The organism is Krasilnikovia cinnamomea, from assembly GCF_004217545.1.
Lineage (GTDB): Bacteria > Actinomycetota > Actinomycetes > Mycobacteriales > Micromonosporaceae > Actinoplanes > Actinoplanes cinnamomeus.
This window is the reverse complement of sequence record NZ_SHKY01000001.1, coordinates 6,747,775-6,773,250: the sequence shown is the minus strand read 5'-3', so window position 1 is coordinate 6,773,250 and position 25,476 is coordinate 6,747,775. Positions and strand designations below refer to the sequence as shown.

Here is a 25,476-nt window from a genome sequence, read left to right as displayed (position 1 = left end):
CTTATTCCGGCCGGGTTTCCCGCTTGTTGCCGGTCCCGACCGCAACGCTCAAACCGCCCTCCAGGTTCACCGGGCCCTCCACTATGGTCAATGTCGCTTTCCTGCCCACGTGCTGTCCACCGCCGACGCCATGACCTAGCATCGATCGCCGGAAGGCGTACGTTCTCCCGGCAGCACATTGGAGTGGCTGTGCTTGAATCCCTTCACCGATCGGCACCCCGCCCGCTCGGTGTTCTCACATATTCTTCGCCATTGCGACCGACCACCAGCCGATCCGACGAATTGTTTCGTTCATTGTTTGAAAGGTCCGGAGTGGGCATCGCCATTCTGGATTCGAGGCGCCGGGTGCAGCGCGTCAACGCCGATCTGCTGGCGATGTTGGACCGCAATGCCGCCGAGGTCGAGGGATTCGAGTTCACCGAGCTGCTGCGCTCCGACAGCAGGCACCGGCTACTGAACCGGCTCGACGCCCTGGGCGCGGGCCGCGACCGCAGATTCACCGAGCACGTTCAGGTACGCCGCCCGGACGACAGCGTCGTGGAGGGTGATCTGACCGCCCTGCCGGTGCCCGGCGACAGCACGGACGACGCCGCCTACATGGTGCTGCTGGTCGGGACCAGGTCCCGGGCCGAGGTGCCGGTGGCCCCCGGCAAGAAGCTCCTCAGCGCGGTCGACGCCAAGATCCTCGAAGGCGTGGCGGCCGGGGCGTCCACGGTGCAGCTGGCCGGTCAGCTCTTCCTGAGCAGGCAGGGCGTCGAGTACCACGTCAGCGCGATGCTGCGCAGGCTCAAGGCACCCAACCGGCCCGCCCTCATCTCCCGGGCCTACCGGATGGGCATTCTCACCATCGGCGCGTGGCCACCCCGGGTGCGGGAGGAGTTCGTGCACTGACGCACGCCGCGTCTGTGTCCGGTCCCGCAGACGCCGCTGGCCGGTCATCGCGGCTGCGATGACCGGCCAGCGGCGTGGCGGGTCAGGACTCGACGAACTCGGGGTGCACCTTCGGCGGCCAGGTCTCGATGTTGAACAGGCCCAGCGAGTGCGCCTTCGAGATCAGGGCGGGCCGGTTCGAGACCCGCAGCAGGCGCAACAGGGCGGTGACCCGGTACTCCACCCCGCCCCGGCTCATGAACAGCGAGGACGCCAGCTTCACGGTGGAGTCGCCGGCGGCCACCCCTTCGAGGATGCGCGCGTCCATCGGCCGCAGCTGGACCTTGAGGCTGGCCGACGCGGCGGCCCCGCCCTGCCGGGAACTCGGCATGACGAGCACGAGAACGGTGTCGACGTCGCCCTTGGGGTCGGACACCGCCACGGCGGTCATCTTTCCGGGCAGCAGCGTGCCGTCGCGTCTGGTCGCCACGATATGGCCGGTGAATCGTTCCCGCTGATTGGTGACGAGTGCGCTCAACTCGCGCTCTACCGTCGTGCGCACACTGCGGTGCAGCAGGGCCAGGAATGATCGGCCGTAACTGTCCTGTGGTTTGCGGTCCAGCTGACGAAGGAAATCCGAGTTCGCCTCGCGTAGCCGCAGCCCGGAATCCAGGTTGGCCATACACATGCCGGACTGCTCGAACAGGGACTTGAATCTGTCCTGGAACTCCGGCTGACACTTCGGCACGACCGAGAGGTTCTCGGTGGTCGCACCGCCCCAATCGCGTTGCATATGACACCCAATCTGCCGGCTGGCATCGAATAGAGACCGACTGAGTTTCTCGCGCCGCGACACGGTGGCGGCGGCCCTGCTGAGTCGTGCTGTCCACGCAGGGACGGAAAATCCTGCGGCGCCCGCGCCGGGTCAGGCGCGATCACCGCCGGCTCTCCGCGATGTTCACATCCGATGAAGACTCGATGAGGACTCGTCATGGCTGCATGCCCACCGCCCCCGGCGGCCGAGACGGGGCGCCGGACGCCCGGCTGTCTCGACAGGACCAGCCAACTCCATGCGACTCCTCGCGGGCAGCAGCAGCCCAGACCATGATGCTACTGAGGGGTAACCTGCATCGATGCTACTAGGCAGATCAGCCCTCGCCTATGGATTCAATAGCGGGCCTGCCGACTTCACCGTTTCGCAACCTCAACCTTGGCCCGGGCCACCGGGCGGCGCACCGGAAGCGTCGGTAGCAGGACAGGTCGGGACCCCGACACTATGCACGGACCTGTACCGATGCCGACGCCGCCGGGCGGGGACCCGGAGATGATCTTATTGGGGACCGACTGTCCACACGCGACCGGGCTCCCCGCGACGAGAAGCTAGGGAAAGCCCTAGAGCCCGGCGCCCACCAGCCGTCCGGCCCCCATCGGCCAGGCTCCTTCGCTACGATCGCGCCATCGACATGGACGAATCGACTCGGGGAGGCGGGCAGATGCCCGACGCGGGTGTTGACCCCAGCCCGGCTGGGACACGCCGCGCCACGGCGGTCCAGCGGCTGGTCACGGTGGCGGTGGCGACCGTCGCGACGGCCGCGGTGTGGCTGCTGGCGCACGTGGTCTTCGACGTCGCGCTGCAGGCGAAGTCCGGCAACGCCGTCCGCACGGTCACGCTGTCCGGGGTCGTCACCACGACCGTGGTCGTCGGTTTCGCCGCCTGGGCCCTGCTGGCGATCCTGGAACGGGTGACCTCGGCGGCGCGCACCATCTTCATCGCGGTCGGCGTCGTGTTCCTGCTGATCTCGCTACTCGGCCCGCTGAGCGCCGAGACCGGCGCCGCGAAGCTGGTTCTGACCGCCGAACACCTGCTCGCCGCGCTGATCATCATCCCCGGCCTGGCCCGGACCACCCGGCAGCGCTGAGCGGAGTCCCGGGGCTACGGGCCTACAGCACCCAGTGGTTCGAGCGCTCGGTCAGTGCACGGTGGACCGTGGCCACCGCCGGTGCGGCCAGGCCACCGACGCGGGTCACCAGGTACAGGGTGTTCAACGGGGGCACCTGCGGCTGGTGCAGCACCTCCACCGACCCGGCCGCGAGCGCCGGCTCCGCCACGTACCGGGGCAGGACCGACACCCCGGCGCCGGCCACCACGGCGGCCAGCGTCGCACGCAGGTCGGGGATGGTGATCGCGACCGGATTGGGTGGACGGCGGCCGAACTCACTGCGCCAGTACCGGCGGATGATGGGCAGGTCCTCCGCGTACGCGATGAGCGGCAGGTGCGCCAGCGCCCGCAGCGGTTCCGTGGCCAGCGCGCCCGGATCGATCGTGCGCGCCAGGCTGGGCGCGCCCACCAGGACGAACTCCTCGTCGGCGAACGCCGTGGCCACCACGGTGCCCGGCGGCGGCCGCACCGCGGACACCACCATGTCGAGGCTCCCGGCCGCCAGCACCGCCAGCAGGTCCTCCGCGAGACCCAGGGTGATCCTCAGCCGCAGCCCGCGTACCGCCAGCGGGGCGAGCACCGGCATCACGCGCATGGCCAGCAGATCCGAGGGGCCGGCCAGGCGTACCGTGCCGCGGTAGGCGGCCAGGTCCTCGGGCGGCGCGTCGAACACGTGGTGCAGCTCGTCGATGTGGGTCCCGATCCGACGGGCGAGATCAAGGGCCCGTTCGGTGGGCACCGCACCGCGCCGGGACCGGTCGAACAGGCGCTGGCCGACCTGCTGTTCCAGGCGTGCCAGCTGGCCGCTGACGGCAGCCTGGGACAGCCCGCGCCGCGCCGCCGCGGCCGTGAGCGATCCGCTGCGGTAGATCTCCAGGAAGGTCGCCAACAGGTCGAGGTCCGGCACGCAAGCCTCCATCCATCAGAATTCTGATGGATGATCTCAGGCCCGGGGAGGAATTCCGAAGAGCGCGAGGTTGCATGGGTACGACGGCACAGGCCGTGAACGGCACGAGGAAGGAAGAGGGACCGCCATGGCAAGGATCCTGATGGTCATCACGGGCGCGGACAGCCTGACGCTGGCCGACGGCACGAGTCACCCCACCGGCTACTGGGCCGAGGAGGTGGTGGCCTCCCACCGGGCGCTGCGCGAAGCGGGCATCGAGGTCGACATCGCCACCCCCGGGGGCGTACGACCCACCGTCGATCCCATCAGCCTGGACGAGCGCGGTGGCGTGCCGGAGGCGGCCGCCGCGGAGTTCCGCGCGTACCTGGAGTCCCTCGACGACCAGCTGGCCCGGCCGCTGGTCCTCGCGGAGGTAGACGCCGCGGACTACGACGGCGTCTACCTCCCGGGCGGGCACGGCCCGATGCAGGACCTGGCCCGCGACGCTGACCTCGGGCGGCTGCTGACCGACACCGACCGCTCCGGCAAGATCGTCGCCGCGCTGTGCCACGGCCCCGCCGGACTGCTCAGCGCGGTCGGCGCGGACGGGGCCTTCGCCTTCGCCGGACGCCGGCTGACCGTCTTCACCGATGAGGAGGAGGGGCAGGGCGGGCTCAAGGACGCGTCGCCGTACCTGGTGGAGAGCCGGCTGCGGGGCCTCGGGGCCGTCGTCGAGTCCGGGCCGGCGTGGTCGAGCACGGTCGTCGTGGACCGCAACGTCATCACCGGCCAGAACCCGCAGTCCAGCGCCGACACCGCGCACCAGGTGGTGAAGGCCCTGGGCTGAGGCGCGGGGAGGCCCCGCCGGTCGGCCGTCCTATCGGGGCGCGACGCCGTAGCGCAGCACCAGCACGCCGCTCCCGTCGAGCGCGGTGGTGTCGAGCAGCGTGAGCGGCCGCCCGTCGAACGGGCCGCCGACCAGCGGGACTCCCCCACCGGCCAGCACGGGGTTGAGTTTGATCACGAACTCGTCGATCTCGTCCCGGAGGGCGGCCGCCAGCGCGCCGCCGCCGCACAGCCAGATGTCCTTGCCCGGCCGCTGCTTGAGTTCGCGCAGGTACGGCGCCGGGTCGTCGGCCACGACGGTCACGGCCGGATCGGTCGCCGGATCCAGCGTCCGGGAGAAGACGTACTGGTCGAGGTGCGCGTACGGGCTGGTGACGCCGGCCGCCAGGGCCGGCTCGTAGGTGCCGCGTCCCATGACGACGGTGTCGAAGACCTGCGCGGGGCCGGTGGCGCCGAGTTGCTCGCGCACCGCCGTGGGCAGGGTCTCCGGATACCGCGCGGTGACGTACGCCATCAGCCCCGGGTCCGGCGCGCCGAAGAAGTCCCAGCTGCCGTCCGGTGCGGCGATGAATCCGTCGAGCGTGGCGGCCACGTAGTACACGAGCTTTCGCATGGGAGTCCCTCCGAACCACTATTGCTGTCGTGGACCAAAGTACATCACCTGTAGTGGTTTGTGCGATAGCCTTTTCCGATGGCAAGGAATCCCGAACGCCGGCGCCTGCTGGCCGACGCGGGGCTGCGCGTGCTCGCGGACTCGGGCGCGCGCGGCCTCACCCACCGCGCGGTCGACACGGAGGCGGGCGTGCCGACCGGCACCGCCTCCAACTACTTCCGCTCGCGCGACGCCCTGCTCGGCGCCCTCGGTGAACGGATCATGGAGCGGTTCGCGCCCGACGAGGCGGTACTGGCCCGGCTCGCCCGGCGCGAGCCGGGCCGGGAACTGTTCGTCGACTACCTGCGGTACATCGTGGAGCGGACCACGGCACAGCCCGAGCTGACCCGCGCGCTGATCGAACTGCGCCTGGAAGGGGCCCGGCGCCCCGAACTGGCCGAGAGCCTCGGCGCGACCCTGCGCGGCGGCTACCGCGAGGACGTGGCGTTCCACGCCACGACCGGGCTGCCCGGCGGCGCGGTCGAGATCGCCCTGCTGCACTACGCCCTGGACGGCCTGCTGCTCGACATGCTGACGACCTCGATCGGCGCGGACCTCACCCCGGACGACGCGGTGGTGGCGTTCGTGGACCGGCTCGTCCGCTGAACCCGGCGATCGTCACCCCGTTCCCCGCCGGCGCGGCCGCACCGGCGCCGAGATGCTCGCACCGGGCGCGGCCCGCCGCAGCAGCTCGGCGGCGGTCCGGCTGTCCACGATCAGGTCAGAGATGTAGCCCGCGGACAGCGCGGCGACCAGCCCGGGGACCTTCCCCGCCCCGGACGCCACGCAGACCGAGCGGCGCGAGCGAGCGTACAGCGACAGCGGGGGCCCGCTGGAGCGGCGGTTGATCGGCAGGTCGCCGGAGCCCTTCTGGTCGAAGAAGACCGTACCGATGTCGCCGACCACCCCGGCGGCCCGCAGGTCCCGGACGTCGCGGTCGCTGAGGAAGCCGGCCGTGTAGATGTGGCTGGCCGGGTCGCCGACCAGCGCGCCGGTGCTGAACACCAGCAGGTCGGCGTTCTCCTGCAGGGCCAGGATCTGCCGGATGCTGCGTTCCTTCCAGAGCGCCTCCTTGGTCGCGGCGTGGTCGAAGAACGCGGGCACCGGGAACAGGTGCGGACTGGCCGCGAAGTTCTCGGCGAACCGGACGACGATGTCCGAGGCGTACGCGAGGCCGAAGTTCACCCCGTTCCCGGCGCCGTTGAGCTGGACGACCAGCAGGTCGCTGACCGGCTTGGGATTCAGGTAGTCGATGAAGCTGCTGACCGTGTTGCCCCAGGCGATGCCGATCGTCATGCCCGGCTCCACCATGGCGGCGACCGCGTGGGCCGCGTACCGGGCGACGGCGTTGTTGACCCGGCCGCTGCTGGCGCCCGCATGCACCCCGATGACCTGGAACCGCACGTGCGGATACCGGGCCACCAGGTCGGCGGCGAGACCGGTGGAGGCGTCGAGGGTCTCGTGCACCCGCACCTCCACCACCCCCGCCTCGCGGGCGAACGCCAGCAGCCGGGACACCGTGGAACGTGAGACACGCAGATAGTCGGCGATCTCCTGAGTGGACTGTCCCGCACCGTAGTACATCCGGGCCGCCGTCACGGCCAGCGCCCGCCGCGTCTCTGCCATCCCTGCCTTGCCGGGTATCGCCGGATCAACCCTCCTTAGGGACAGCGTAGTCAAAAAGATCGATGTAAATAGATAGGAACCGGGGGCGTCAGCCGATGGCCTTCCAGTTGGCCAGCAGCTTGTCGTAGTCGACCGTCTCGGGGCGGCCGCGCTCGTCCGCCAGCTTCGGCGCGGGAGCGCCCGGCTGGTCGAACCAGGACTGCGCGCTGGTCTCCGGGTTCAGCTTGGGGGCGCAGTCGCCGCCGTAGCCGCGCCGTTCCAGCCGGGCCAGGATCTCGTCCTGCTGGCGGGCCAGGTTGTCCATCGACTGCTGCGGGGTGGTCTCCCCCGTGACGGCGGTCGCGACGTTCTGCCACCACAGCTGCGCGAGCTTCGGATAATCCGGCACGTTGGTGCCGGTGGGGGTCCACTGCTTGCGGGCGGGCGACCGGTAGAACTCGATCAGCCCGCCGTAGTTCTTCGCGTTGCGAGTGAAGTAGTCGCTGCGGATGTCGGAGTCGCGGATGAAGGTCAGGCCGGTGATCGACTTCTTCAGCGACACCGTCTTGGCCGTGACGAACTGCGCGTACAGCCAGGCGGCGGCGCGGCGCTTCGCCGGGGTGTTCTTCAGCAGGGTCCACGAGCCGGCGTCCTGGTAGCCGAGCTTGTTGCCGTTCTTCCAGTACGCGCCGTGCGGGCTGGGCGCCATCCGCCACTTCGGCGTGCCGTCCGCGTTGACCACGGGCAGGCCCTTCTTGGTCATGTCGGCGGTGAACGCGGTGTACCAGAAGACCTGCTGCGCGATGTTGCCCTGGGCGGGCACCGGACCGGCCTCGCTGAAGTTCATCCCGGCCGCCTCCTGCGGCGCGTACTTCTTCAGCCACTCGACGTACTTGGTCAGGGCGTACACGGAGGCGGGGCCGTTGGTGTCGCCGCCCCGGCTGACCGAGGAGCCGACCGGGCGGCAGTTCTCCACCCGGATGCCCCAGTCGTCCACCGGTAGGCCGTTGGGGATGCCCGGGTCGCCGTTGCCCGCCATGGACAGCCACGCGTCGGTGAAACGCCAGCCCAGCGACGGGTCCTTGCGGCCGTAGTCCATGTGACCGTAGACCTTCCTACCGTCGATGGTGCCGTTGCCGTTGACCTTGCGGGAGAAGAAGTCGGCGATGTCCTCGTACGCGGCCCAGTTCACCGGCACGCCCAGGTCGTAGCCGTACGCCGCCTTGAACTGCTTCCTGATCTCGGGATTGGTGAACCAGTCGTAGCGGAACCAGTAGAGGTTCGCGAACTGCTGGTCGGGCAGCTGGTAGAGCTTGTTGTCCGGGCCGGTGGTGAAGCTGGTGCCGATGAAGTCGTTCACGTCGAGGGTCGGTGAGGTGACGTCCCTGCCCTCACCGGTCATGTAGTCCGACAGCGGGACGACGTAGTCCCCCCGGGAGTGGGTGCCGATCAGGTCGGAGTCGTTGACGTACGCGTCGTAGATGTTCTTGTCGCCCTGGATCTGGGTCTGCAGCTTCTCGATGACGTCGCCCTCCTGGATCAGGTCGTGCTTGACCTTGATCCCGGTGATCTCTGTGAACGCCTTCGCCAGCACCTGCGACTCGTACTGGTGCGTCGTGATCGTCTCCGAGACGACGTTGATCTGCATCCCCCGGTACGGCGCGGCCGCCTTGATGAACCACTCCAGTTCCCCCAGCTGGTCCGCCTGCGACAGCGTGCTGGGGGTGAATTCGGCGCTGACCCACCGGCGGGCCGCCGCCCGGCCGTCGTCCACCTTGAAGTCGCTCTTGGGGGTGTCGTCGTCCCCGCCGGTGCAGCCAACCAGCACCAGGCTGAGCGCGGCGACCGACGCTACCAGAGATCGTCGTAGCACGGTGACTCCTCTCGATGTGATGTCATCCCCACCGCCCGATGACGACCACGGCCAGCAGCGCGCACGCCACCGCCAGCCACATCGACAGGTCGGTGACGGCCAGCCACACCGCCAGCACGACGGCGGCGGTGATCAGTCCGATGTAGAGCCGGTCGCCCCGGTCGGTCTCGATCCGCAGGAAGCCGCGCCGGGCCACCGGGGGCGACAGCCGGGCCCACACCCCCATCCCGGCCAGCAGCACGGCCAGGCCGAGGAAGACCGAGGCCGTCGGCGCGGTCCAGACCATCCAGCCGAGCATGGTCAGACCCTCCCGAGGGCGAAGCCCTTGGCGATGTAGTTGCGGACGAACCAGATGACGACGGCGCCCGGGATGATGGTCATCACGCCGGCGGCGGCCAACAGCCCCCAGTCCACCCCCGCCGCGCTCACGGTGCGGGTCATCGTGGCCGCGATCGGCTTGGCGTCGACCGACGTGATGGTCCGGGCGATGAGCAGCTCGACCCAGCTGAACATGAAGCAGAAGAACGCGGTGACGCCGATCGCCGACCGGATCAGCGGCAGGAAGATCCGCAGGAAGAAGCGGGGCAGTGAGTACCCGTCGATCGCCGCCGTCTCGTCGATCTCGCGCGGGATGCCGGACATGAACCCTTCGAGGATCCACACCGCCAGCGGAACGTTGAACAGCATGTGCGCGATGGCCACGCCCAGGTGGGTGTCGAACAGCCCCACGCTCTGATAGATCTGGAAGAACGGCAGCAGGAACACCGCCACGGGCGCCATCCGGTTCGTCAGCAGCCAGAAGAACAGGTGCTTGTCCCCGGCGAACCGGAAGCGGGAGAACGCGTACGCGGCCGGGATCGCCACCACCAGCGACATCATCGCGTTCAGCGACGTGTAGACGATGGAGTTCAGGTAGCTCGAATACCACACCTCGTCGGTGAGGAAGGTCCGGTAGTTGGCGGCCGTCACCTGCGTGGGGATGAGGGTGAAGCTGCCGAGGATGTCCTCGTTCGGCCGGATCGACATCCCGAACATCCACAGGATCGGCAACATCAGGGTGGCCGCGTACAGCCAGAAGACGGTGCGGGCCCACGGCAGCCGGCGCCGCACGCGTGGCTCAGCCGCCGTGGCCCGCCGGGCGGCCCGCGTGGTCTCGTGTTCGGTGACGGCCACCGCTCACCTCCCGGTTCTGGTCAGCACGACGAAGAAGACGAAGCAGACGACCTGCACGAACAGGAAGTACAGCAGCGAGAACGCACCCGCCGGACCCAGGTCGAACTGCCCGACGGCGACCTTCGACAGCAGGATGGAAAGGAACGACGTGGCGTTGCCGGGACCACCCCCGGTCACCACGAACGGCTCGGTGTAGATCATGAAGCTGTCCATGAACCGGAGCAGGATCGCGATGGTCAGCACCCCACGCAGCCGGGGCAGCTGGATGTGCCGGAACACCGCCCAGGCCGAGGCGCTGTCGATCTGGGCCGCCTGGTAGTAGGGCTCGGGGATCGAGCGCAGGCCCGCGTACGCCAGCAGCGCCACCAGCGGCGTCCAGTGCCAGACGTCCATCAGCAGGACCGTCACCCAGGCGTCGGTGGAGTCCAGCGTGTAGTTGAAGTCCACACCGAACACGCTGTTGATCGTCCAGCCGCCGAGCCCGATGTCGGGACGGGCGAAGATCTGCCAGATGGTGCCCACCACGTTCCAGGGGATGAGCAGCGGCAGCGCCACGACCACCAGCGCCGCCGACATCGCGCGGCCGCGGCGTGGCATCGCCACGGCGATGGCCACCCCCAGCGGGATCTCCAGCAGCAGCACCTGCAGCGAGAACAGCAACGTACGCAGGAAAGCCGCGCGGATCTCCTGGTCGCGGGTGACGGAGCGGTACCACTCGAGTCCCACGAAGATGCGGTCGTCCGGGCTGAACACGTCCTGGACGGAGTAGTTGACCACGGTCATCAGCGGGATCAGCGCGGTGAAGGCGACCGACGCCACGACCGGCAGCACGAAGATCCAGGCCCGGTTGTCCTTCGGCCTCGTGTCCGCGGACCCGTCGCGCGGGGTGTCGCTCACGGCCGCTCCGCCTCACCTGCGGCGGCGAGCACGCCGCACCGGACCGCGTCGCGGAACAGGAACGCACGGTCCGGGGCGAAGTGGAAGTACTCCAGGCTGCCGGGTGCGTACCAGGAGCCGGTGTCCACCTTGGCGACCAGCGGGTGCCCGTCGACGTCGGCGCGCACGAGGTGGTACGCCCCCATCCGGTCGACGCCGGTGACCCGCGCCGGCAGGCCCGGCGCGGCGGGCGCGGCCGGGATCCGGACGAACTCGGGCCGTACGCCGATGCGCGCCGGTCCGGCGGGCAGGTCGCCGTCGACACCCACCGCACGCCCGACGGTGGTGTCGCCGACCCGGACGACGCCGCCGGTGACCTCGGCCGGAATCATGTTCATCCCCGGTGAGCCGATGAAATGGCCCACGAACTCGTGTGCCGGCGACAGGAACAGCTCGGTCGGCTCCCCCGACTGCACGACCGCGCCGTCCTTGAGCACCACCACCTCGTCGGCGAACGTCAGGGCCTCCGTCTGGTCGTGGGTGACGTAGACCAGCGTGTGCCCGGTGTCGCGGTGGATCTCCTTGAGCTTGCTGCGCAGCGTCCACTTCAGCGCCGGGTCGACGACCGTGAGCGGCTCGTCGAGCAGCACGGCCGCCACGTCGGAGCGGACCAGCCCGCGGCCCAGGCTGACGATCTGCTGCCGCCCCGCATCCAGCCGCCGGGACCGGCGGTGCAGCTGGTCGTCCAGCCCGAGCAGCCGCGCGACCGTTCGCACCCGCCGGTCGACCTCGGCCTTGGGATACCTCCGGTTGCGCAGCGGGAAGGCGAGGTTGTCGTAGACCGACATGCCCTCGTAGAGGACCGGGAACTGGAAGACCTGGGCGATGTTGCGGGCCGCCGTGGGCATCGTGGTGACCTCGCGGTCCCCGAAGTAGATCCGGCCCACGGTCGGCCGCAGCAGCCCCGACATGATGTTCAGCAGGGTCGTCTTGCCGCATCCGCTGGGCCCGAGCAGCGCGTACGCGCGGGCCGAGCGCCAGGTCCGGGTCATCGGGCGCAGTGCCCAGCTCCGGCCGCCGTCGTAGCTGTGGCCCACGCCCTCCAGGTGGATGTCAACCATGCGGTTCGGCCTCCGCCGCCGGTCGGGCGGGCAGGCGTGCCCCGGTGTCGTCGAAGACCAGGACGCGCGCCGGGTCCACGTACGCCACCGCCTGCTCGCCCGGGGTGAACCGGTGCGTGCCGGGCAGCTGGGCGACCAGATGCCGCCGGTCGGACAGGACGAGATGCAGGAACGTGTCGCTGCCGGTCATCTCCGCCAGCCGGATCTCCGCGGGGAACGCCAGATCGTCCGGGCCGGTGCGCTCGACCGTGACGTGGTGCGGCCGCACGCCGAGGGTGACCTCCGCGCCGGGGGTGGCGGCGGGCGGCGGCGGGAGGGAGGCGCCGAGGCAGCTGATCCGGTCGTCGTGGACGGTCCCGGGCAGGCGGTTCAGCGGGGGGTCGCTGAGCGTCGCCGCGACCGCCAGCGTCGGCGGCTGCTCGTACACGTCGGCGACGTCGCCGACGTGCTGCACGCGCCCTTCGCCCAGGACGACGGTGGGCGCCGCGAAGCTCAGCGCCTCGGCTGGATCGGCGGTGGCGTAGAGCACCACCCCCGGGGCGTCGGTGAACATGTCCTTGAGGTCGGCGCGCAGCTGTTCGCGCAGCTTGTAGTCCAGGTTCGCCAGCGGCTCGTCCAGCAGCAGCACGTCGGCCGGCCGGGCGAGCGCGCGGGCGATGGCGGTGCGCTGCTGCTGGCCGCCGGACAGCTCGGCGGGCCTGCGGTCGAGCAGCGCCTCAATGCCCATGAGCGCGGCGATGTCGCGGACCCGGCCGTCGATCCCGGCCGTGGGGAATTCGCGGGCGAGCCGCAGCGGGGAGGCGATGTTCTCGTACACCGACAGCGAGGGATAGTTGATGAACTGCTGATAGACGAAGGCGACGGAACGCTTGCGGACCGAGAGCCGCGTGACGTCCACGCCGCCGACGACGATCCGCCCGGCCGTGGGTGCCAGCAGTCCCGCCACGACCCGCATCAACGTCGTCTTTCCGGCGGTCGCCGGCCCGAGGAGTACGGTCAGCCCGGCGGGCAGTTCGAGGTTCAGCTCGTGCAGCCAGACCTCCGCGCGTTGTCGCACGTGGACATGGTCGAGAATGAGCGCCACGGCATGCGATCCTCCCTGCTCGGAGTCTGATCTTTACCGTCGTGGCGCCTCAGCCTAGGAGCTGTTTCGGCGCGAGGGCAATCGCGGTGAAAATACGTGCACGACCCCGGGTCATGATCTGCATTCCTGTGCACCTCCCATTCACTCACGACAATGCGTTATTCGTGGACCGGGCTCAACGCGTCCGCCGGGCGGTTGCCCCCGCATGATCGAATGAAGGGGTGTCCGACATCGAGGAACGCCTGGCCCGGCTGGCCGAGCTGGGGCGCGAACGCGAGATCCTGCTCGCCCGGCGCACCTCGTTGCGGGGGCACCGCGACGTGCAGGCCGCCGCGCTCGAGGCCCTGCTTCGGCGCCACGCGCTCGAACAGCGCGACGTGGACCGCCTGGAGGGCCTGTCCCTCACCCGGGTGTGGGTCGCGCTGCGCGGCGCCCGCTACCGGCAGGACGCACTGGTCCGCGAGCGCGCCGAGGCCGGTGCGGCCCGCTACCGGGCGGCCGAGGCGCAGGACCGGCTCGACGCGATCGGGCGTGAACTGGCGGCCGTCGAGGCCCGGCTGGCGGAGCTGGCCGACGTTCCCGCCCGGTTCGCGGCCACGGTCGACGAGAAGGAACGCTACGTCCACGCGGCCGGTGGCCCCCTGGCGGCCCACCTGATGGAGCTGGCCGAACAGCGGGGACGCACCGAGGCGGAACTGCGCGAGCTGCACGAGGCGCGGCGGGCCGGGGAGGCCGCCCACCGGGCCCTGCTCGAGGTGCGGCGTCAGCTGGACGGCGCCGCGGGCTGGTCGGCGTACGACACCTTCCTCGGCGGCGGGGTGCTGGCCAGCTCGTTCAAGCACCACCGGCTGGACCAGGCCGCGGCCGCCGCCGCGTACGCGGACCGGTGCCTCGCGGTGCTGCGCGGCGAGCTGGCCGACGTGGGCCTGGTCCGGTCGATGGGCGAGGTCGGCGTGCGGCGCACCACCCGGTTCGCGGACGTGTGGTTCGACAACATCTTCACCGACCTGACGGTGCGCGGCCACATCAAGCAGGCCCTGCACAACGTCGACGAGTCGCTGCGGACGCTGGGCGCCGTGCACCACGACGTGGCGGCCCGGACCTCCACGGCCCAGGCGCGGCTGGCCGAACTGGCCCGGGCGCGCCACCACCTGCTCCAACCGTGACCGCCGACAGCGCTGGCCGCCGGGGCGCAGACGGCGCCCACGGTTGAACGCCAGGATCAGGCGGGCAGGCCGTCCAGGCGGGCGAGGACCTGCAGCATGACCTCGTCGGCGCCCGCGCCGATCGAGGTCAGGCGGGTGTCGCGCAGCAGGCGGGCGGTCCAGGTCTCCTCCAGGTAGCCCGTGCCGCCGTGCAGTTGCAGGCAGTAGTCCGCGACCTCCCGGACCAGGCGGCCCGCCTTGAGCTTGGCCACGGTGGCCATCCGGGTGATGTCCTCGCCGGCCATGTGCGCCTCGCACGCCTGCAGGTTGTGGCTGCGCAGCAGGTCCACTTCGGCCTGCAGCTCGGTGAGCCGGAACGCGACGTACTGGCGGTCGGCCAGGGGGCGGCCGAAGACGGAACGCTCGGTGACGTACGCGCGGGTGCGGTCGAGGGCGTACTGGCACTGCCCGACGGTGGAGTACGCGGCGAACATCCGCTCCAGGACGAACTGCCGCATCTGCTGCTGGAAGCCGCGCCCCACCTCGCCGATCGTGTTGGCCACCGGCACCCGCACCGAATCCAGCACCAGCTCGGCGGTGTCGGAGCAGCGGTTGCCGAGCTTGTCGAAAGTGCGCGCCACGGTGAAGCCGGGCGAGTCCGTGGGCACCACGATCTGGGACATGCCCCGGTAGCCGCCCTCGTCCGAGGTGCGGGCCAGCAGGCAGAGCCAGTCGGCCTGGGCCCCGTTGGTGATGTACACCTTCCGGCCGGTGATCACCCAGTCGTCGCCGTCGCGGACCGCGCGGGTACGCAGGCGCGAGACGTCGGAGCCGGTGTCGGGTTCGGTCACGGCGATCGCGGTGACCGCGGTGCCCGCGATGGCGGGGGCGAGGTAGTCCCGTTTCAGCTCCGGTGTCCCGTACTCGTGCAGGGACGGGGTGGCCATCATCGCCTGGACGCCGATGGCCATGCCGATGCCGGTGGCGTGCATCCGCCCGTACTGTTCGGCGGCGACGAGCTGGAAGCTGTGCTCGGCGCCCTCGCCCCCGTACGCCGCGTCGTATTCGAGGCCGAGCAGGCCGAGCGCGGCGGCCTTTGCGAACACGTCGTGCAGCGGCGCGCGCCCGGCCGCCTCCCACTGGTCGACGTACGGGTTGATCTCGGTGTCGACGAACCGGCGAACGGTGTCGGCGAACGCGCGGTGGTCCTCGGTGAGCCGCATCCGTCGACGGTATCGACGGCGCGCCGGGAAAACAAGCACGCTTGCTTGTTTTTCTCGGCTGTGCCAGTGTCACGTGTCATGGACCCTGACGTGCTGCGGGTGGGCAACAGCTCCGGCTTCTACGGGGACCGGCTGGCGGCCATGCGGGAGATGCTGGAGGGCGGCGCGCTCGACGTGCTCACCGGCGACTACCTCGCCGAGCTGACCATGCTCATCCTCGGCCGGGACCGGATGAAGGACCCCGCGACCGGCTACGCCCGTACGTTCCTCGCCCAGCTCGACGACTGCCTCGCGCTGGCCCTCGACCGCGGCGTGCGGCTGGTCACCAACGCCGGTGGGGTCAACCCGGCCGGGCTGGTCACCGCGATCGAGAAGCTGGCCGCGCGCCACGGCCTGAGCCCGCGGATCGCGCTGGTCCGCGGCGACGACCTGACCGCGCGGGCCCGCGACCTCGGGCTCGGCTCGCCGCTGGGCGCCCACGCCTACCTGGGGGCGTTCGGCATCGCGCGGGCCCTGCGCGCCGGGGCCGACATCGTGGTCACCGGCCGGGTGACCGACGCGTCCCTGGCCGTCGGCCCGGCCATCGCCCACTTCGGCTGGGACCGCGCGGACTTCGACGCGCTGGCCGGTGCCACCGTGGCCGGTCACGTCATCGAGTGCGGCACCCAGGCCACCGGCGGCAACTACGCGTTCTTCACCGAGGTCGCCGACCCGCTGCGGCCGGGCTTCCCGATCGCCGAGATCGCCCGCGACGGCTCCAGCGTCATCACGAAACACCCCGGGACCGGCGGCGCGGTCACCGTCGGCACCATCACCGCCCAGCTCGTGTACGAGGTGGACGACGCCCGCTACGCGGGCCCCGACGTCACCACCCGCCTCGACACGGTGTCGCTGCGCCAGGCCGGACCGGACCGGGTCGAGATCACCGGGGTACGCGGTGAGGCCCCGCCCCCCGAGGTCAAGGTGTGCCGCACCGCGATCGGCGGCTACCGCAACGAGCTGACCGTGGTGCTCACCGGGCTGGACATCGAGGCCAAGGCCGAGCTGTTCCGCCGCCAGTTCACCGCCGCCTGCCCGCGCGAACCCGCCGAGGTGAGCTGGACCCTGGCCCGGCTCGACACCCCGGACGCCGCGACCGAACAACAGGCGTCGGCGCTGCTCACGGTCGTGGCACGCGACCCGGACGAGGCCACGGCGGGGCGCGCGTTCACCAGTACCGCGGTCGAGCTCGCGCTCGGCTCCTACCCCGGGTTCTTCGCCACCGGCGTACCCGGCGGCGCCCACCCGTACGGGGTGTACACGGCCGGGTTCGTGCCCCAGTCCGTCGCCGCGCACGAGGTGGTGCTGCCGGACGGGACCGTCGAGCCGATCGCCGCCCCGTCGCAGACCCGGGCCCTGGAACCACTGACCGGGCCACTCCCCCGCGACCCCGGGCCGCCCGGCCCGACCCGGCGGCTGCCGCTGGGCACCGTCGCCGGGGCCCGCTCCGGCGACAAGGGCGGGGACGCCAACGTGGGCCTGTGGGTGCGCGACGACGCGGCGTACCCGTGGCTGGCGGCGCTGATCACCGAGGACACCGTCCGGGAGCTGCTGCCCGAGGCGGCACGGCTGCCCGTACGGATCACCCGGCTGCCGAATCTGCGCGCGGTCAACGTCGTCATCGAAGGGCTGCTCGGCGCGGGCGTGGCCTACCAGGCGCGCTTCGACCCGCAGGCCAAAGGGCTCGGCGAGTGGCTGCGCGCGCGGCACGTCGAGATCCCCGAATCGTTGTTGGAGGCACCGTGACGATCCTGCGGTCCACACTCGACACCACCACGGGCGACGCCCGCGCCGCGCGGCAGGCCATGCTCGGCGCCCTCGATGAGGTGGCCGCGCAGACCGCCCAGGCCGTGGCGGGCGGCGGCGCCAAGGCGGTCGAGCGCCACCATTCCCGGGGCAAGCTCACCGCCCGGGAACGCATCGAGCTGCTGCTCGACCCGGACGCGCCGTTCCTGGAGCTGGCCGCGCTGGCCGGGTACGGCTCCGCGTTCACCGTGGGCGGCAGCGTGGTGGCCGGGATCGGCGTGGTCAGCGGCGTGGAATGCCTGCTGATCGCGAACGACCCGACAGTCAAGGGCGGGTCCAGCAACCCGTGGTCGCTGAAGAAGACCCTGCGCATGCACGACATCGCCCGGCAGAACCGGCTGCCGGTGATCTCCCTGGTCGAGTCGGGCGGCGCCGACCTGCCCACCCAGAAGGAGGTCTTCATCCCGGGCGGTGCGGTGTTCCGCAACCTCACCCAGCTGTCGGCGGCCGGGATCCCCACGATCGCGCTGGTGTTCGGCAACTCCACGGCCGGAGGCGCGTACCTGCCGGGGATGAGCGACCACGTGGTGATGATCGAGCAGCGGTCCAAGGTGTTCCTCGCCGGTCCGCCGCTGGTCAAGGCCGCCACCGGGGAGGAGTCCGACGACGAGTCCCTGGGCGGCGCCGAGATGCACGCCCGGGTGTCCGGGCTGGCCGACCACTACGCCCGCGACGAGCCGGACGCCATCCGGATCGGGCGCTCGATCGTCGCCCGGCTGAACTGGCGCAAGGCGTCCGGCCCGGTGACCGCGGTGCCGCGCGCGCCCCGGTATCCGGCCGAGGAGCTGCTGTCGATCGTGCCGCCCGACCTGAAGGCACCGTTCGATCCCCGCGAGGTGATCGCCCGCATCGTCGACGACAGCGACTTCGACGAGGTCAAACCGTTGTACGGCACGTCGCTGGTGACCGGGTGGGCGCGGCTGCACGGCTATCCGGTGGGCATTCTGGCCAACGCCCGTGGGGTGCTGTTCAGCGCGGAGGCGCAGAAGGCCGCCCAGTTCATCCAACTCGCCAACTCCTCCGCCACCCCGCTGGTGTTCCTGCACAACACCACCGGCTACATGGTCGGCGCCGAGTACGAGCAGGGCGGCATCATCAAACACGGCGCCATGATGATCAACGCGGTGTCCAACTCGACCGTCCCGCACGTCTCGGTGCTCATCGGCAACTCGTACGGCGCCGGGCACTACGGGATGTGCGGGCGGGCGTACGATCCGCGGTTCGTCTTCGCGTGGCCGAGCGCGCGGTCGGCGGTGATGGGCGCCCAGCAGCTCGCCGACGTCACGTACCTGGTGTCCCGGGCGTCGGCGCTGGCGCAGGGCAAACCGTTCGATGAGGACGGCGCGCAGGTGGTACGGCACATGATCGAGCAGCAGATCTCCGCCGAGGCGATGCCGCTGGTGCTGTCGGGGCTGATCTACGACGACGGCATCATCGACCCCCGCGACACCCGCGACGTGCTCGGCGTGGCGCTGTCGGCCATCCACACCGCGCCGGTGCGGGGCACCGACGCCTTCGGCGTCTTCCGGATGTGAGGCACCATGACCGAGGTTCCGATCACGAGTGTTCTGGTCGCCAACCGTGGGGAGATCGCGCGCCGGATCTTCGCGACGTGCCGCCGCCGGGGGTTGGACACCGTGGCGGTCTTCTCCGACGCCGACGCGGACAGCCCGCACGTACGGGAGGCGGACGCCGCGGTGCGCCTGCCCGGTGCCGCACCGGCCGAGACGTACCTGCGCGGTGACCTGATCATCGAGGCGGCGAAGCGGGCGGGCGCCGACGCGGTCCACCCGGGCTACGGCTTCCTGTCGGAGCAGGCGGACTTCGCCCGGGCCGTCCAGGCGGCGGGTCTGGTGTGGATCGGCCCGGACCCGGAGGCCATCGCGGCGATGGGCTCGAAGGTGGCGGCCAAGGCTCGGATGGCCGCCGCGGGGGTGCCCGTACTGGCGGATCTGGAGCCGTCCGCCGTCACCGAGGCCGACCTGCCCGTACTGGTGAAGGCGTCCGCCGGTGGCGGCGGGCGGGGGATGCGGGTGGTCCGGGCGCTGGCCGATCTGGAGACGGCGGTGGCGTCGGCGTCGCGGGAGGCCGCCGCGGCGTTCGGCGACCCGACCGTGTTCTGCGAGCGGTTCGTGGAGTCCGGCCACCACGTCGAGGTGCAGATCGTCGCGGACGCCCACGGCACGGTGTGGGCGCTGGGCGAGCGGGAGTGCTCGCTGCAGCGCCGCCACCAGAAGGTCATCGAGGAGGCGCCCGCGCCGCTGGTCGAGCGGATCGGCGGCGACCTGCGCGCGCGGTTGCTGGCCGCGGGCCGGGCCGCCGCGTCCGCCGTCGGCTACCTCGGCGCGGGCACGGTGGAGTTCCTCGCCGACGCGGCGGGCGACTTCTGGTTCCTGGAGATGAACACCCGGTTGCAGGTGGAACACCCGGTCACCGAGTGCGTCACCGGGGTCGACCTGGTGGGTCTGCAGCTCGACGTCGCCGCGGGCCGGGCGCTGACCGGCGCCGAACCCACGATGACCGGCCACGCGATCGAGGCCCGCCTGTACGCCGAGAGCCCCGCCGACGACTGGCGACCGCAGACCGGCACCGTGGAGACCTTCGACGTCCCGCACGTGACGGCGCGGTTCGCCCATCCGGGGGCGGACGGGATCCGCCTCGACTCCGGCGTCGAGGACGGCAGCGTCGTCGGCACCCACTACGACGCCATGCTGGCCAAGGTCGTCGCGTACGCGCCGACCCGGGAGGCCGCGGCCCGGCAGTTGGCCGCCGCACTGCGCCGCGCCCGCGTCCACGGCCTGGGCACCAACCGCGACGTGCTGGTCGCGAGCCTGCGCCACCCCGTGTTCCTGGCCGGTACGGCCGACACCGGCTTCTACGCCGCCCACCCGCCGGCCGAGCTGACCATCGGCACCGGCCTGGAACCCGCCGTCGGCGCGCTGGTCGCGGCGCTGTCCGACGCGGCGGCCGAACGCGCCGCCGGGTTCGGCGACGCCGGGGCCGGGTCCCACGATCCGCTGCTGCCCGGCGTGCGCAGCGGATTCCGCAACATCGAAGTCGGCTACCGCAGCCGCACCTACGCGGCGGGCCCCGAGGAGTTCGAGGTGCGCTACCGGTTCGGCCGCACCGGTCTCGAGGTCGACCGGATGACCGGGATCGACCTGGTGGAGGCCACCGCCGAGCAGGTGGTTCTCGACGTCGACGGGGTACGCCGCCGGTGGCGGGTGGGCCGCTTCAGCACGGGCGACGACCGCCGGGTGGTGGTGGACGGGCCGCACTCCTCGATCGAGCTGCGCGTCGTGCCGCGCTTCACCGACCCGGCCGCGCAGGTCCCGGCCGGGGCGCTGGTGGCGCAGCTGCCCGGCACCGTGGTCCGGGTGCAGGTGCGCGCCGGCGACGCGGTCGTGGCCGGGCAGCCGCTGGTCTGGCTGGAGGCCATGAAGATGGAACACGCCGTGCACGCCCCGGCCGACGGCACGGTCATCGATCTGCCGGTCGTGGTGGGACAGCAGGTCGCGCAGGGTACGCTGCTGGCCGTGGTGGACAGCGGTGACGACTGACGACGCGGTGCCCAAGCAGGACCGCAGCCGCGCCACCCGGCAGCGCCTGCTGGAGACCGCCGTCCGCTGCCTGGCCACCCACGGGTGGGAGATCTCGACGGTCGGCTTCATCGCCGCCGAGGCCGGCATCAGCCGAGGCGCGGTGCAACACCACTACCGGACCAGGGAGGCGCTGATCCTCGCGGCGCTGGAGCACATGTTCGAGGAGCGTACGACGCTGCTCGACGCGCTGCCCGACCCGGCGGGTTCCGGGCCCGAGCGGGTACACGCCGTGGTGACCGGCCTGGTCGAGGCGATGGGCGGGGAGCTGTTCCGGGCCGCGTTGCAGGTGTGGACCGTGGCGGCCGCCGACCCGGAGCTGCGGGCCGCCGTGGTGCCGCTGGAGCGCCACTTCGCCCGCGAGGTGCACCGGCGCGCGGTCCGCCTGCTGCGGGTGGACGACAGCGACCCCGCCACGCGCGGGCTGATCCAGGCCACCCTCGACCTGGCCCGCGGCCTGGCCCTGGCGGACGTGCTCACGGACGACTCGCGGCGGCGCGCCCGCGTGGTGCGGGCCTGGTCGACCCAGCTCGCGGCGGCCCTGTCCGCCAGCGAGGAACCCGTGGGGAGCTGAGCGCCCCGGTCGGCGGGTGGGCCGGTCAACCCGGTGCGGCGCCGACGGCCGCATGCCGGGGGCGCAGGCCGGGCAGGGCACAGGCCAGGAAGCAGGCCGCGCCCGCGCACGTGTTCAGGTTGGCCAGGTACTCGTTGACCATCGATCCGGTGGCGGGCAGGACGTACCCGGCGAGCGCGGAGACGCCGAAGAAGACGCAGCCGAGCAGGTTGACGGCGGGCTGCCACCACCCGGCCGGGCCACGCGCGGGGAGCCAGCCGTGGCGGGCGGACGCCCGGTAGGCGATGGCGCCGGAGACCAGGAAGCAGATCGAGCCGAACAGGTCCGGGCGCCACACCCGGTGGTCGTAGCCGGGGCTGGACAGGGCGGTGTGCATGGCCTGGAAGGTGGAGACGTTGAAGAAGACCGTACCGGCGGACTGGGTGATCGCCGCCCACCACGCGGCACGTCCCGGGCCGGGGTCGTGGCGCCCCGGCGCGGCGGCCCGGACCTGCAGCGCGCCGCCGGTGGTGAACAGTATCGAGCCGACGAAGAACGTGACCGCGTCGGCGGTGTCGCCGACCAGCTCGGCGTAGCCCGGGATCGGGCCGATCAGGAAGCACGTCGACCCGAGGGCGAACGCGAGGGCCATCCACACGGCCGGTGGCGGGCCCGCTAGTGATGGAAGCCGGACGCGGTGGACGCGTCGTGCGTCGGCACGGGCTGCTTCTCCAGGCGTTGCAGGGCCCGCCGCAGGTCCTCGACCAGCATGTCGGCCAGGTCGTGGGTGAAGCCGCGCCGGACCACGATCCGCAGGGCCGCGAGGTCCTCGCGGTTCTTGGGGAACGTGTACGCGGGCACCTGCCAGCCGCGTTCCCGCAGCGCCTGCGAGACGTCGAACACCGTGAAGTTGGTGACCTGCTCGCGCAGCTTCACCGCGAACACCGGCAACTCGTCGCCGCGGGTGATCAGCTCGAACGGGCCCAACTCGGCGATCTGCGCGGACATCCGGGTGGCGACGTCGCGGGCGTACCCCTGGACCCGGGTGTAGCCGGCGAAGCCCAGCCGCAGGAAGTTGTAGTACTGCGCGGCGACCTGGGCCCCGGGCCGGGAGAAGTTGAGCGCGAACGTGGGCATGTCGTCGCCCAGATAGTTCACCCAGAAGATCAGATCCTCGGGCAGTGCCTGCGCGTCGCGCCACACGATCCAGCCGACGCCCGGGTAGACCAGCCCGTACTTGTGACCCGAGGTGTTGATCGACGCCACCCGGGGCAGCCGGAAGTCCCATTCCAGCTCCGGGTCGAGGAACGGCGCGATGAACGCGCCCGAGGCGCCGTCGACGTGTACGGGCACGTCGACGCCCGTGCGCTGCTGCAGGTCGTCGAGCGCGGCGCAGATCTCCGCGACCGGCTCGTACGATCCGTCGAAGGTCGAACCGAGGACCGCGACGACGCCGATCGTGTTCTCGTCGCAGAGCTTCACCGCCTCCTCGGCGTTCAGGTGGTAGCGGTCGCCGTCCATCGGGACCAGCCGCATCTCGACGTCCCAGTAGTTGGCGAACTTCTCCCAGCACACCTGGACGTTGATGCCCATCACCAGGTTGGGCCGGTCGGTGGAGGCGCCCGCGGCCGTGCGCCGTTTCTGCCAGCGGCGTTTGAGCGCGAGGCCGCCGAGCATGGCGGCCTCGCTGGACCCGGTCGTGGAGCAGCCGGTCGCCTGCCGCGGGTCCGGCGCATGCCAGAGCCGGCTCAGGATGTGCACGCACCGCGACTCCAGCTCGGCGGTCTGCGGGTACTCATCCTTGTCGATCATGTTCTTGTCGAAGCATTCCGCCATCAGCCGGTCGGCCTGCGGCTCCATCCACGTGGTGACGAACGTGGCCGTGTTCAGGCGGGCGTTGCCGTCGAGCATCAGCTCGTCGTGCACGATCTGGTACGCCACGTCGGGCGACAGCTCGTCGGCGGGCAGCTCGTGCCGCGGGATGGTCAGGTTCTCCAGCCCGTACCGGGGTGCCACCGCCACCTGCTCCGACACCGGCCGCGCGGCCCTGGGATGCTTCAACATCCGCGTCTCCCGTTCACCAAGCATTCAGGGTTGCTGCCGCAATCGAAACGTACGGCGCGCCTGGCTCACCTCCTCCGCGGCGAATGACCGGGTGGCACCGGGGGACGCGGAAATCCCCGTCGTGGGGTGGGCCGGCCCGTGCGAGGATGGCGCCCCCGCGTCGAGGAGGTGGTGGCGGTGACGGCCGCGGATGCGCTGAGCGCGCAACGGAACCGGGTGTGGGCGCGGGTCGGCGAGACCCCCGGCGGCGCGGTCGGCTACCTGCCGTTCTGGCGGCCCCTGCCCGAGGCCGACGGCACGCCCGGGCCGGTTGCCTGAGCCAGTTCTGGCAGGCGCCGTTCGTCGCCGGCGGCACAGTGTTCCCCACCGCCGAGCACTACATGATGTGGCGCAAGGCGACGCTGTTCGCCGACGCGGGTACGGCGCGCCGGATCCTGGCCGTCGAGGACCCGGCGGCGGCCCGGGAACTCGGCCGCCAGGTGCGCGGGTTCACCGAGCAGACCTGGCCGGAGCATCCCGACGCCGGTGTGCCCGGCCGCTGGCGCGGGCAGAACCTGCTGGGTTTCGCGCTCATGGAGGTGCGCGACCGATTGCGGGCCGCCTGACGCGGCCGCTCTTACGGCACCGGCTCCGTCAACCGGGCCCGGATCACCAGTTCGTCGAGGTCGGCGTGCGCGGACGGCTGTTCCGGCAACGTACTGTCCTGCTGCGCCTGGTCGAGCCGGGCGCCCAACCCGGCGAGGTCCTCGTCGAGCACGTCGGCGGCCACCCGGTCGCCGAGCGCGCCGTGTTCGGCGGTGGCCTTCGCGGCGATCAGGTCGGCGAGGTATCCGGGTGCCCGCTCCTCGGCGAGCAGCGTGGGCAGGTGCGCCTGGACCCGGCCGGTGCGCATCAGGTGGATTCCGGTCAGCAGCGCACGGAACGTGTACAGCAGCGGCTTCAGCTCGCGGGTCCGGTCGAACAGCCGCCGCTGCGTGGCGGCGAAGCCCCGGTAGTGGTGGGCGTGGTTGCGGGTCAGCACGCGCGGGGCCAGCGCCACCAGCTCGGCGTGCACCGGCCCGGTGTGCACCACCAGCGGCGACAGCAACTGTTCGAGCACGTAGCCGTTGCGGCGCAGCATCAGCCGCACGAACTTGCGCAGGTCGTGCGTCACCAGATCCATCTCGACCCCGGCGCGGTCCCACATCGTCGTGCGGGTCTCCTCCGGCTCGCCCAGCCCGATCAGGGCCGGAACCGGCAGCAGGTGCACACCGCGCAGGTCGACGTCGGAGTCGGCGGACGGGAAGCCGTACAGGTGCGCGCCCGACACGGTCGCGAACAGCACCGGGTACGGCTGCTCCGCGACGACCGCGGTCAGGTCGACCCCGCCGGGCAGCCCGGCACCGTCCAGCACGCTCATGCCCCACCCACCGATCGGCGCCGTACCGAAACAAGCCAGTTCTCGACCCGATCCTCGTCGGGTCCGTCCGGCAACGGGCTGCTGTCGAGGGCCGACCGCAGGCCGGCCGACAGCCGCCGTTGCCACTCGACCACCTCCGCCCACGGCACCTGGCCCGCCTTGACCGCCAGCAGGCGGTCCCGATGCTCACCGACATCGAGCACCAGCCTCCCGGTACGCACCAGCTCGCCGCCCGCGATCAGCAGCCGGATCAGATGCATCACGTGCCGCCAGACCGGGGTGCCCGAGCGGTCGATGCCGCGCTGCGCCTTGCCGAACTGGGCGTCCGCGTAGCGCAGGTAGGTGTCGGCCACCCGCCGCGACAGGAAGGCCGGGGTGAGCTCCCGCAACTCCTCGCCGAGCGGCGTGCACGTCTCCACCAGCGGCGAGTGGAGCACCTCCAGCACGTTCGGGTTCGCCGCCAGGCCCAGGCCGCACACCCGTTCCACCTCCCACCGCAGCTGCTCCGGCAACGGACCCTCGTGGTGCGGCGGCGGCTTCGCCAACCGCCAGAACGCCGGGGCGGGCAGCGCGAAGACGCCACGCCGATCCGTGTCCGAGGCCGGACCGGCCAGCCCGAACGCCCGCGACCCCACGACGACCTGGAGGATCGTGTGCTCCTCGACCAGTTCGTCGGTCAGCGCGGTGTGGTGGGCCATGGACCTGATCTTCGCCGACGTGCG

26 protein-coding genes are annotated in these 25,476 nt (G+C 71.5%); 11 read left to right on the top strand and 15 right to left on the bottom strand.

What is annotated here, in order from left to right; all coding sequences use genetic code 11:
• Nucleotides 1-90 precede the first annotated feature (90 nt).
• Nucleotides 91-891: a LuxR C-terminal-related transcriptional regulator gene (locus EV385_RS30370; RefSeq protein WP_130512565.1), complete on the top strand. Its 801-nt coding sequence runs from the start codon at nucleotides 91-93 to the stop codon at nucleotides 889-891.
• Nucleotides 892-973: 82 nt separating this feature from the next.
• Here the strand turns inward: EV385_RS30370 and EV385_RS30365 are convergent, their stop codons facing one another.
• Nucleotides 974-1,618, bottom strand: a complete 645-nt coding sequence (locus EV385_RS30365) for a helix-turn-helix transcriptional regulator (protein ID WP_165449661.1) — start codon at nucleotides 1,616-1,618, stop codon at nucleotides 974-976.
• A 715-nt stretch (nucleotides 1,619-2,333) separates the two neighbouring features.
• Here EV385_RS30365 and EV385_RS30360 point away from each other — a divergent pair.
• Complete coding sequence (locus EV385_RS30360) at nucleotides 2,334-2,789, top strand: DUF6069 family protein (protein WP_130512563.1); 456 nt, start codon at nucleotides 2,334-2,336, stop codon at nucleotides 2,787-2,789.
• 22 nt (nucleotides 2,790-2,811) lie between these two features.
• On the opposite strand, the gene EV385_RS30355 is transcribed toward EV385_RS30360, so the two are convergent.
• On the bottom strand, nucleotides 2,812-3,717 hold the full coding sequence (locus tag EV385_RS30355; protein WP_130512562.1) for a LysR family transcriptional regulator: 906 nt from the start codon (nucleotides 3,715-3,717) through the stop codon (nucleotides 2,812-2,814).
• Between the two features lie 127 nt (nucleotides 3,718-3,844).
• Between EV385_RS30355 and EV385_RS30350 the strand changes: the two genes are divergently transcribed.
• Nucleotides 3,845-4,543: a type 1 glutamine amidotransferase domain-containing protein gene (locus EV385_RS30350; protein ID WP_130512561.1), complete on the top strand. Its 699-nt coding sequence runs from the start codon at nucleotides 3,845-3,847 to the stop codon at nucleotides 4,541-4,543.
• A 30-nt stretch (nucleotides 4,544-4,573) separates the two neighbouring features.
• Here the strand turns inward: EV385_RS30350 and EV385_RS30345 are convergent, their stop codons facing one another.
• A complete protein-coding gene (locus tag EV385_RS30345; RefSeq protein WP_130512560.1) occupies nucleotides 4,574-5,155 on the bottom strand; it encodes a dihydrofolate reductase family protein in 582 nt (193 codons plus the stop codon).
• 78 nt (nucleotides 5,156-5,233) lie between these two features.
• Between EV385_RS30345 and EV385_RS30340 the strand changes: the two genes are divergently transcribed.
• Complete coding sequence (locus tag EV385_RS30340; protein WP_130512559.1) at nucleotides 5,234-5,800, top strand: TetR/AcrR family transcriptional regulator; 567 nt, start codon at nucleotides 5,234-5,236, stop codon at nucleotides 5,798-5,800.
• Between the two features lie 12 nt (nucleotides 5,801-5,812).
• Here the strand turns inward: EV385_RS30340 and EV385_RS30335 are convergent, their stop codons facing one another.
• The 7 genes from EV385_RS30335 to EV385_RS30305 form a co-directional block, all read right to left on the bottom strand.
• Complete coding sequence (locus EV385_RS30335; RefSeq protein ID WP_130512558.1) at nucleotides 5,813-6,820, bottom strand: sugar-binding transcriptional regulator; 1,008 nt, start codon at nucleotides 6,818-6,820, stop codon at nucleotides 5,813-5,815.
• Nucleotides 6,821-6,908: 88 nt separating this feature from the next.
• Entirely contained in the window at nucleotides 6,909-8,672 is a 1,764-nt protein-coding gene (locus EV385_RS30330; RefSeq protein WP_207230015.1) for an ABC transporter substrate-binding protein, read from the bottom strand.
• Nucleotides 8,673-8,694: 22 nt separating this feature from the next.
• Nucleotides 8,695-8,970, bottom strand: coding sequence for a DUF2160 domain-containing protein (locus EV385_RS30325; RefSeq protein ID WP_130512557.1), 276 nt, complete (start codon nucleotides 8,968-8,970; stop codon nucleotides 8,695-8,697).
• 2 nt (nucleotides 8,971-8,972) lie between these two features.
• A complete protein-coding gene (locus EV385_RS30320; RefSeq protein WP_242625161.1) occupies nucleotides 8,973-9,845 on the bottom strand; it encodes a carbohydrate ABC transporter permease in 873 nt (290 codons plus the stop codon).
• A 3-nt stretch (nucleotides 9,846-9,848) separates the two neighbouring features.
• Complete coding sequence (locus EV385_RS30315; RefSeq protein WP_207230014.1) at nucleotides 9,849-10,742, bottom strand: carbohydrate ABC transporter permease; 894 nt, start codon at nucleotides 10,740-10,742, stop codon at nucleotides 9,849-9,851.
• The gene (locus EV385_RS30310; RefSeq protein ID WP_130512556.1) at nucleotides 10,739-11,842 is read right to left on the bottom strand and encodes an ABC transporter ATP-binding protein; all 1,104 of its coding nucleotides are present in this window, start codon (nucleotides 11,840-11,842) and stop codon (nucleotides 10,739-10,741) included. The genes EV385_RS30315 and EV385_RS30310 overlap by 4 nt, the downstream gene beginning before the upstream one ends.
• Nucleotides 11,835-12,899: an ABC transporter ATP-binding protein gene (locus EV385_RS30305; protein ID WP_207230013.1), complete on the bottom strand. Its 1,065-nt coding sequence runs from the start codon at nucleotides 12,897-12,899 to the stop codon at nucleotides 11,835-11,837. Before EV385_RS30305 ends, EV385_RS30310 begins: the two co-directional genes overlap by 8 nt.
• 248 nt (nucleotides 12,900-13,147) lie before the next feature.
• Here EV385_RS30305 and EV385_RS30300 point away from each other — a divergent pair, with 248 nt between their 5' ends.
• Nucleotides 13,148-14,092 carry a hypothetical protein gene (locus EV385_RS30300; protein ID WP_130512555.1) on the top strand — a complete coding sequence of 315 codons (945 nt, stop codon included), beginning with the start codon at nucleotides 13,148-13,150 and terminating at the stop codon, nucleotides 14,090-14,092.
• A 56-nt stretch (nucleotides 14,093-14,148) separates the two neighbouring features.
• On the opposite strand, the gene EV385_RS30295 is transcribed toward EV385_RS30300, so the two are convergent.
• A complete protein-coding gene (locus EV385_RS30295; RefSeq protein ID WP_130512554.1) occupies nucleotides 14,149-15,294 on the bottom strand; it encodes an acyl-CoA dehydrogenase family protein in 1,146 nt (381 codons plus the stop codon).
• 78 nt (nucleotides 15,295-15,372) lie between these two features.
• Here EV385_RS30295 and EV385_RS30290 point away from each other — a divergent pair, with 78 nt between their 5' ends.
• From EV385_RS30290 to EV385_RS30275, 4 genes are read left to right on the top strand one after another with little or no spacing between them, the layout of a single operon-like run.
• On the top strand, nucleotides 15,373-17,079 hold the full coding sequence (locus EV385_RS30290) for an acyclic terpene utilization AtuA family protein (protein ID WP_130512553.1): 1,707 nt from the start codon (nucleotides 15,373-15,375) through the stop codon (nucleotides 17,077-17,079).
• A complete protein-coding gene (locus EV385_RS30285; RefSeq protein ID WP_165449660.1) occupies nucleotides 17,076-18,674 on the top strand; it encodes an acyl-CoA carboxylase subunit beta in 1,599 nt (532 codons plus the stop codon). Before EV385_RS30290 ends, EV385_RS30285 begins: the two co-directional genes overlap by 4 nt.
• Nucleotides 18,675-18,680: 6 nt before the next feature.
• Nucleotides 18,681-20,699, top strand: a complete 2,019-nt coding sequence (locus EV385_RS30280) for an acetyl/propionyl/methylcrotonyl-CoA carboxylase subunit alpha (protein ID WP_130512552.1) — start codon at nucleotides 18,681-18,683, stop codon at nucleotides 20,697-20,699.
• The gene (locus EV385_RS30275) at nucleotides 20,689-21,312 is read left to right on the top strand and encodes a TetR/AcrR family transcriptional regulator (protein ID WP_207230012.1); all 624 of its coding nucleotides are present in this window, start codon (nucleotides 20,689-20,691) and stop codon (nucleotides 21,310-21,312) included. Before EV385_RS30280 ends, EV385_RS30275 begins: the two co-directional genes overlap by 11 nt.
• A 25-nt stretch (nucleotides 21,313-21,337) precedes the next feature.
• Here the strand turns inward: EV385_RS30275 and EV385_RS30270 are convergent, their stop codons facing one another.
• Nucleotides 21,338-21,943, bottom strand: coding sequence for a YrhK family protein (locus tag EV385_RS30270; RefSeq protein WP_130512551.1), 606 nt, complete (start codon nucleotides 21,941-21,943; stop codon nucleotides 21,338-21,340).
• A gap of 23 nt (nucleotides 21,944-21,966) precedes the next feature.
• Nucleotides 21,967-23,355 (bottom strand): glutamate decarboxylase, encoded by a 1,389-nt coding sequence (gene gad / locus EV385_RS30265; protein ID WP_130512550.1) that lies wholly within the window; start codon nucleotides 23,353-23,355, stop codon nucleotides 21,967-21,969.
• A gap of 177 nt (nucleotides 23,356-23,532) precedes the next feature.
• Here gad and EV385_RS35435 point away from each other — a divergent pair, with 177 nt between their 5' ends.
• A complete protein-coding gene (locus tag EV385_RS35435) occupies nucleotides 23,533-23,673 on the top strand; it encodes a hypothetical protein (RefSeq protein ID WP_242625160.1) in 141 nt (46 codons plus the stop codon).
• A gap of 38 nt (nucleotides 23,674-23,711) precedes the next feature.
• Entirely contained in the window at nucleotides 23,712-23,960 is a 249-nt protein-coding gene (locus tag EV385_RS35430) for an NADAR domain-containing protein (RefSeq protein WP_242625159.1), read from the top strand.
• A gap of 11 nt (nucleotides 23,961-23,971) precedes the next feature.
• Here the strand turns inward: EV385_RS35430 and EV385_RS30255 are convergent, their stop codons facing one another.
• Entirely contained in the window at nucleotides 23,972-24,754 is a 783-nt protein-coding gene (locus EV385_RS30255) for a nucleotidyltransferase domain-containing protein (RefSeq protein ID WP_130512549.1), read from the bottom strand.
• Nucleotides 24,751-25,452: a nucleotidyltransferase domain-containing protein gene (locus EV385_RS30250; RefSeq protein ID WP_130512548.1), complete on the bottom strand. Its 702-nt coding sequence runs from the start codon at nucleotides 25,450-25,452 to the stop codon at nucleotides 24,751-24,753. The genes EV385_RS30255 and EV385_RS30250 overlap by 4 nt, the downstream gene beginning before the upstream one ends.
• Nucleotides 25,453-25,476: the final 24 nt, after the last annotated feature.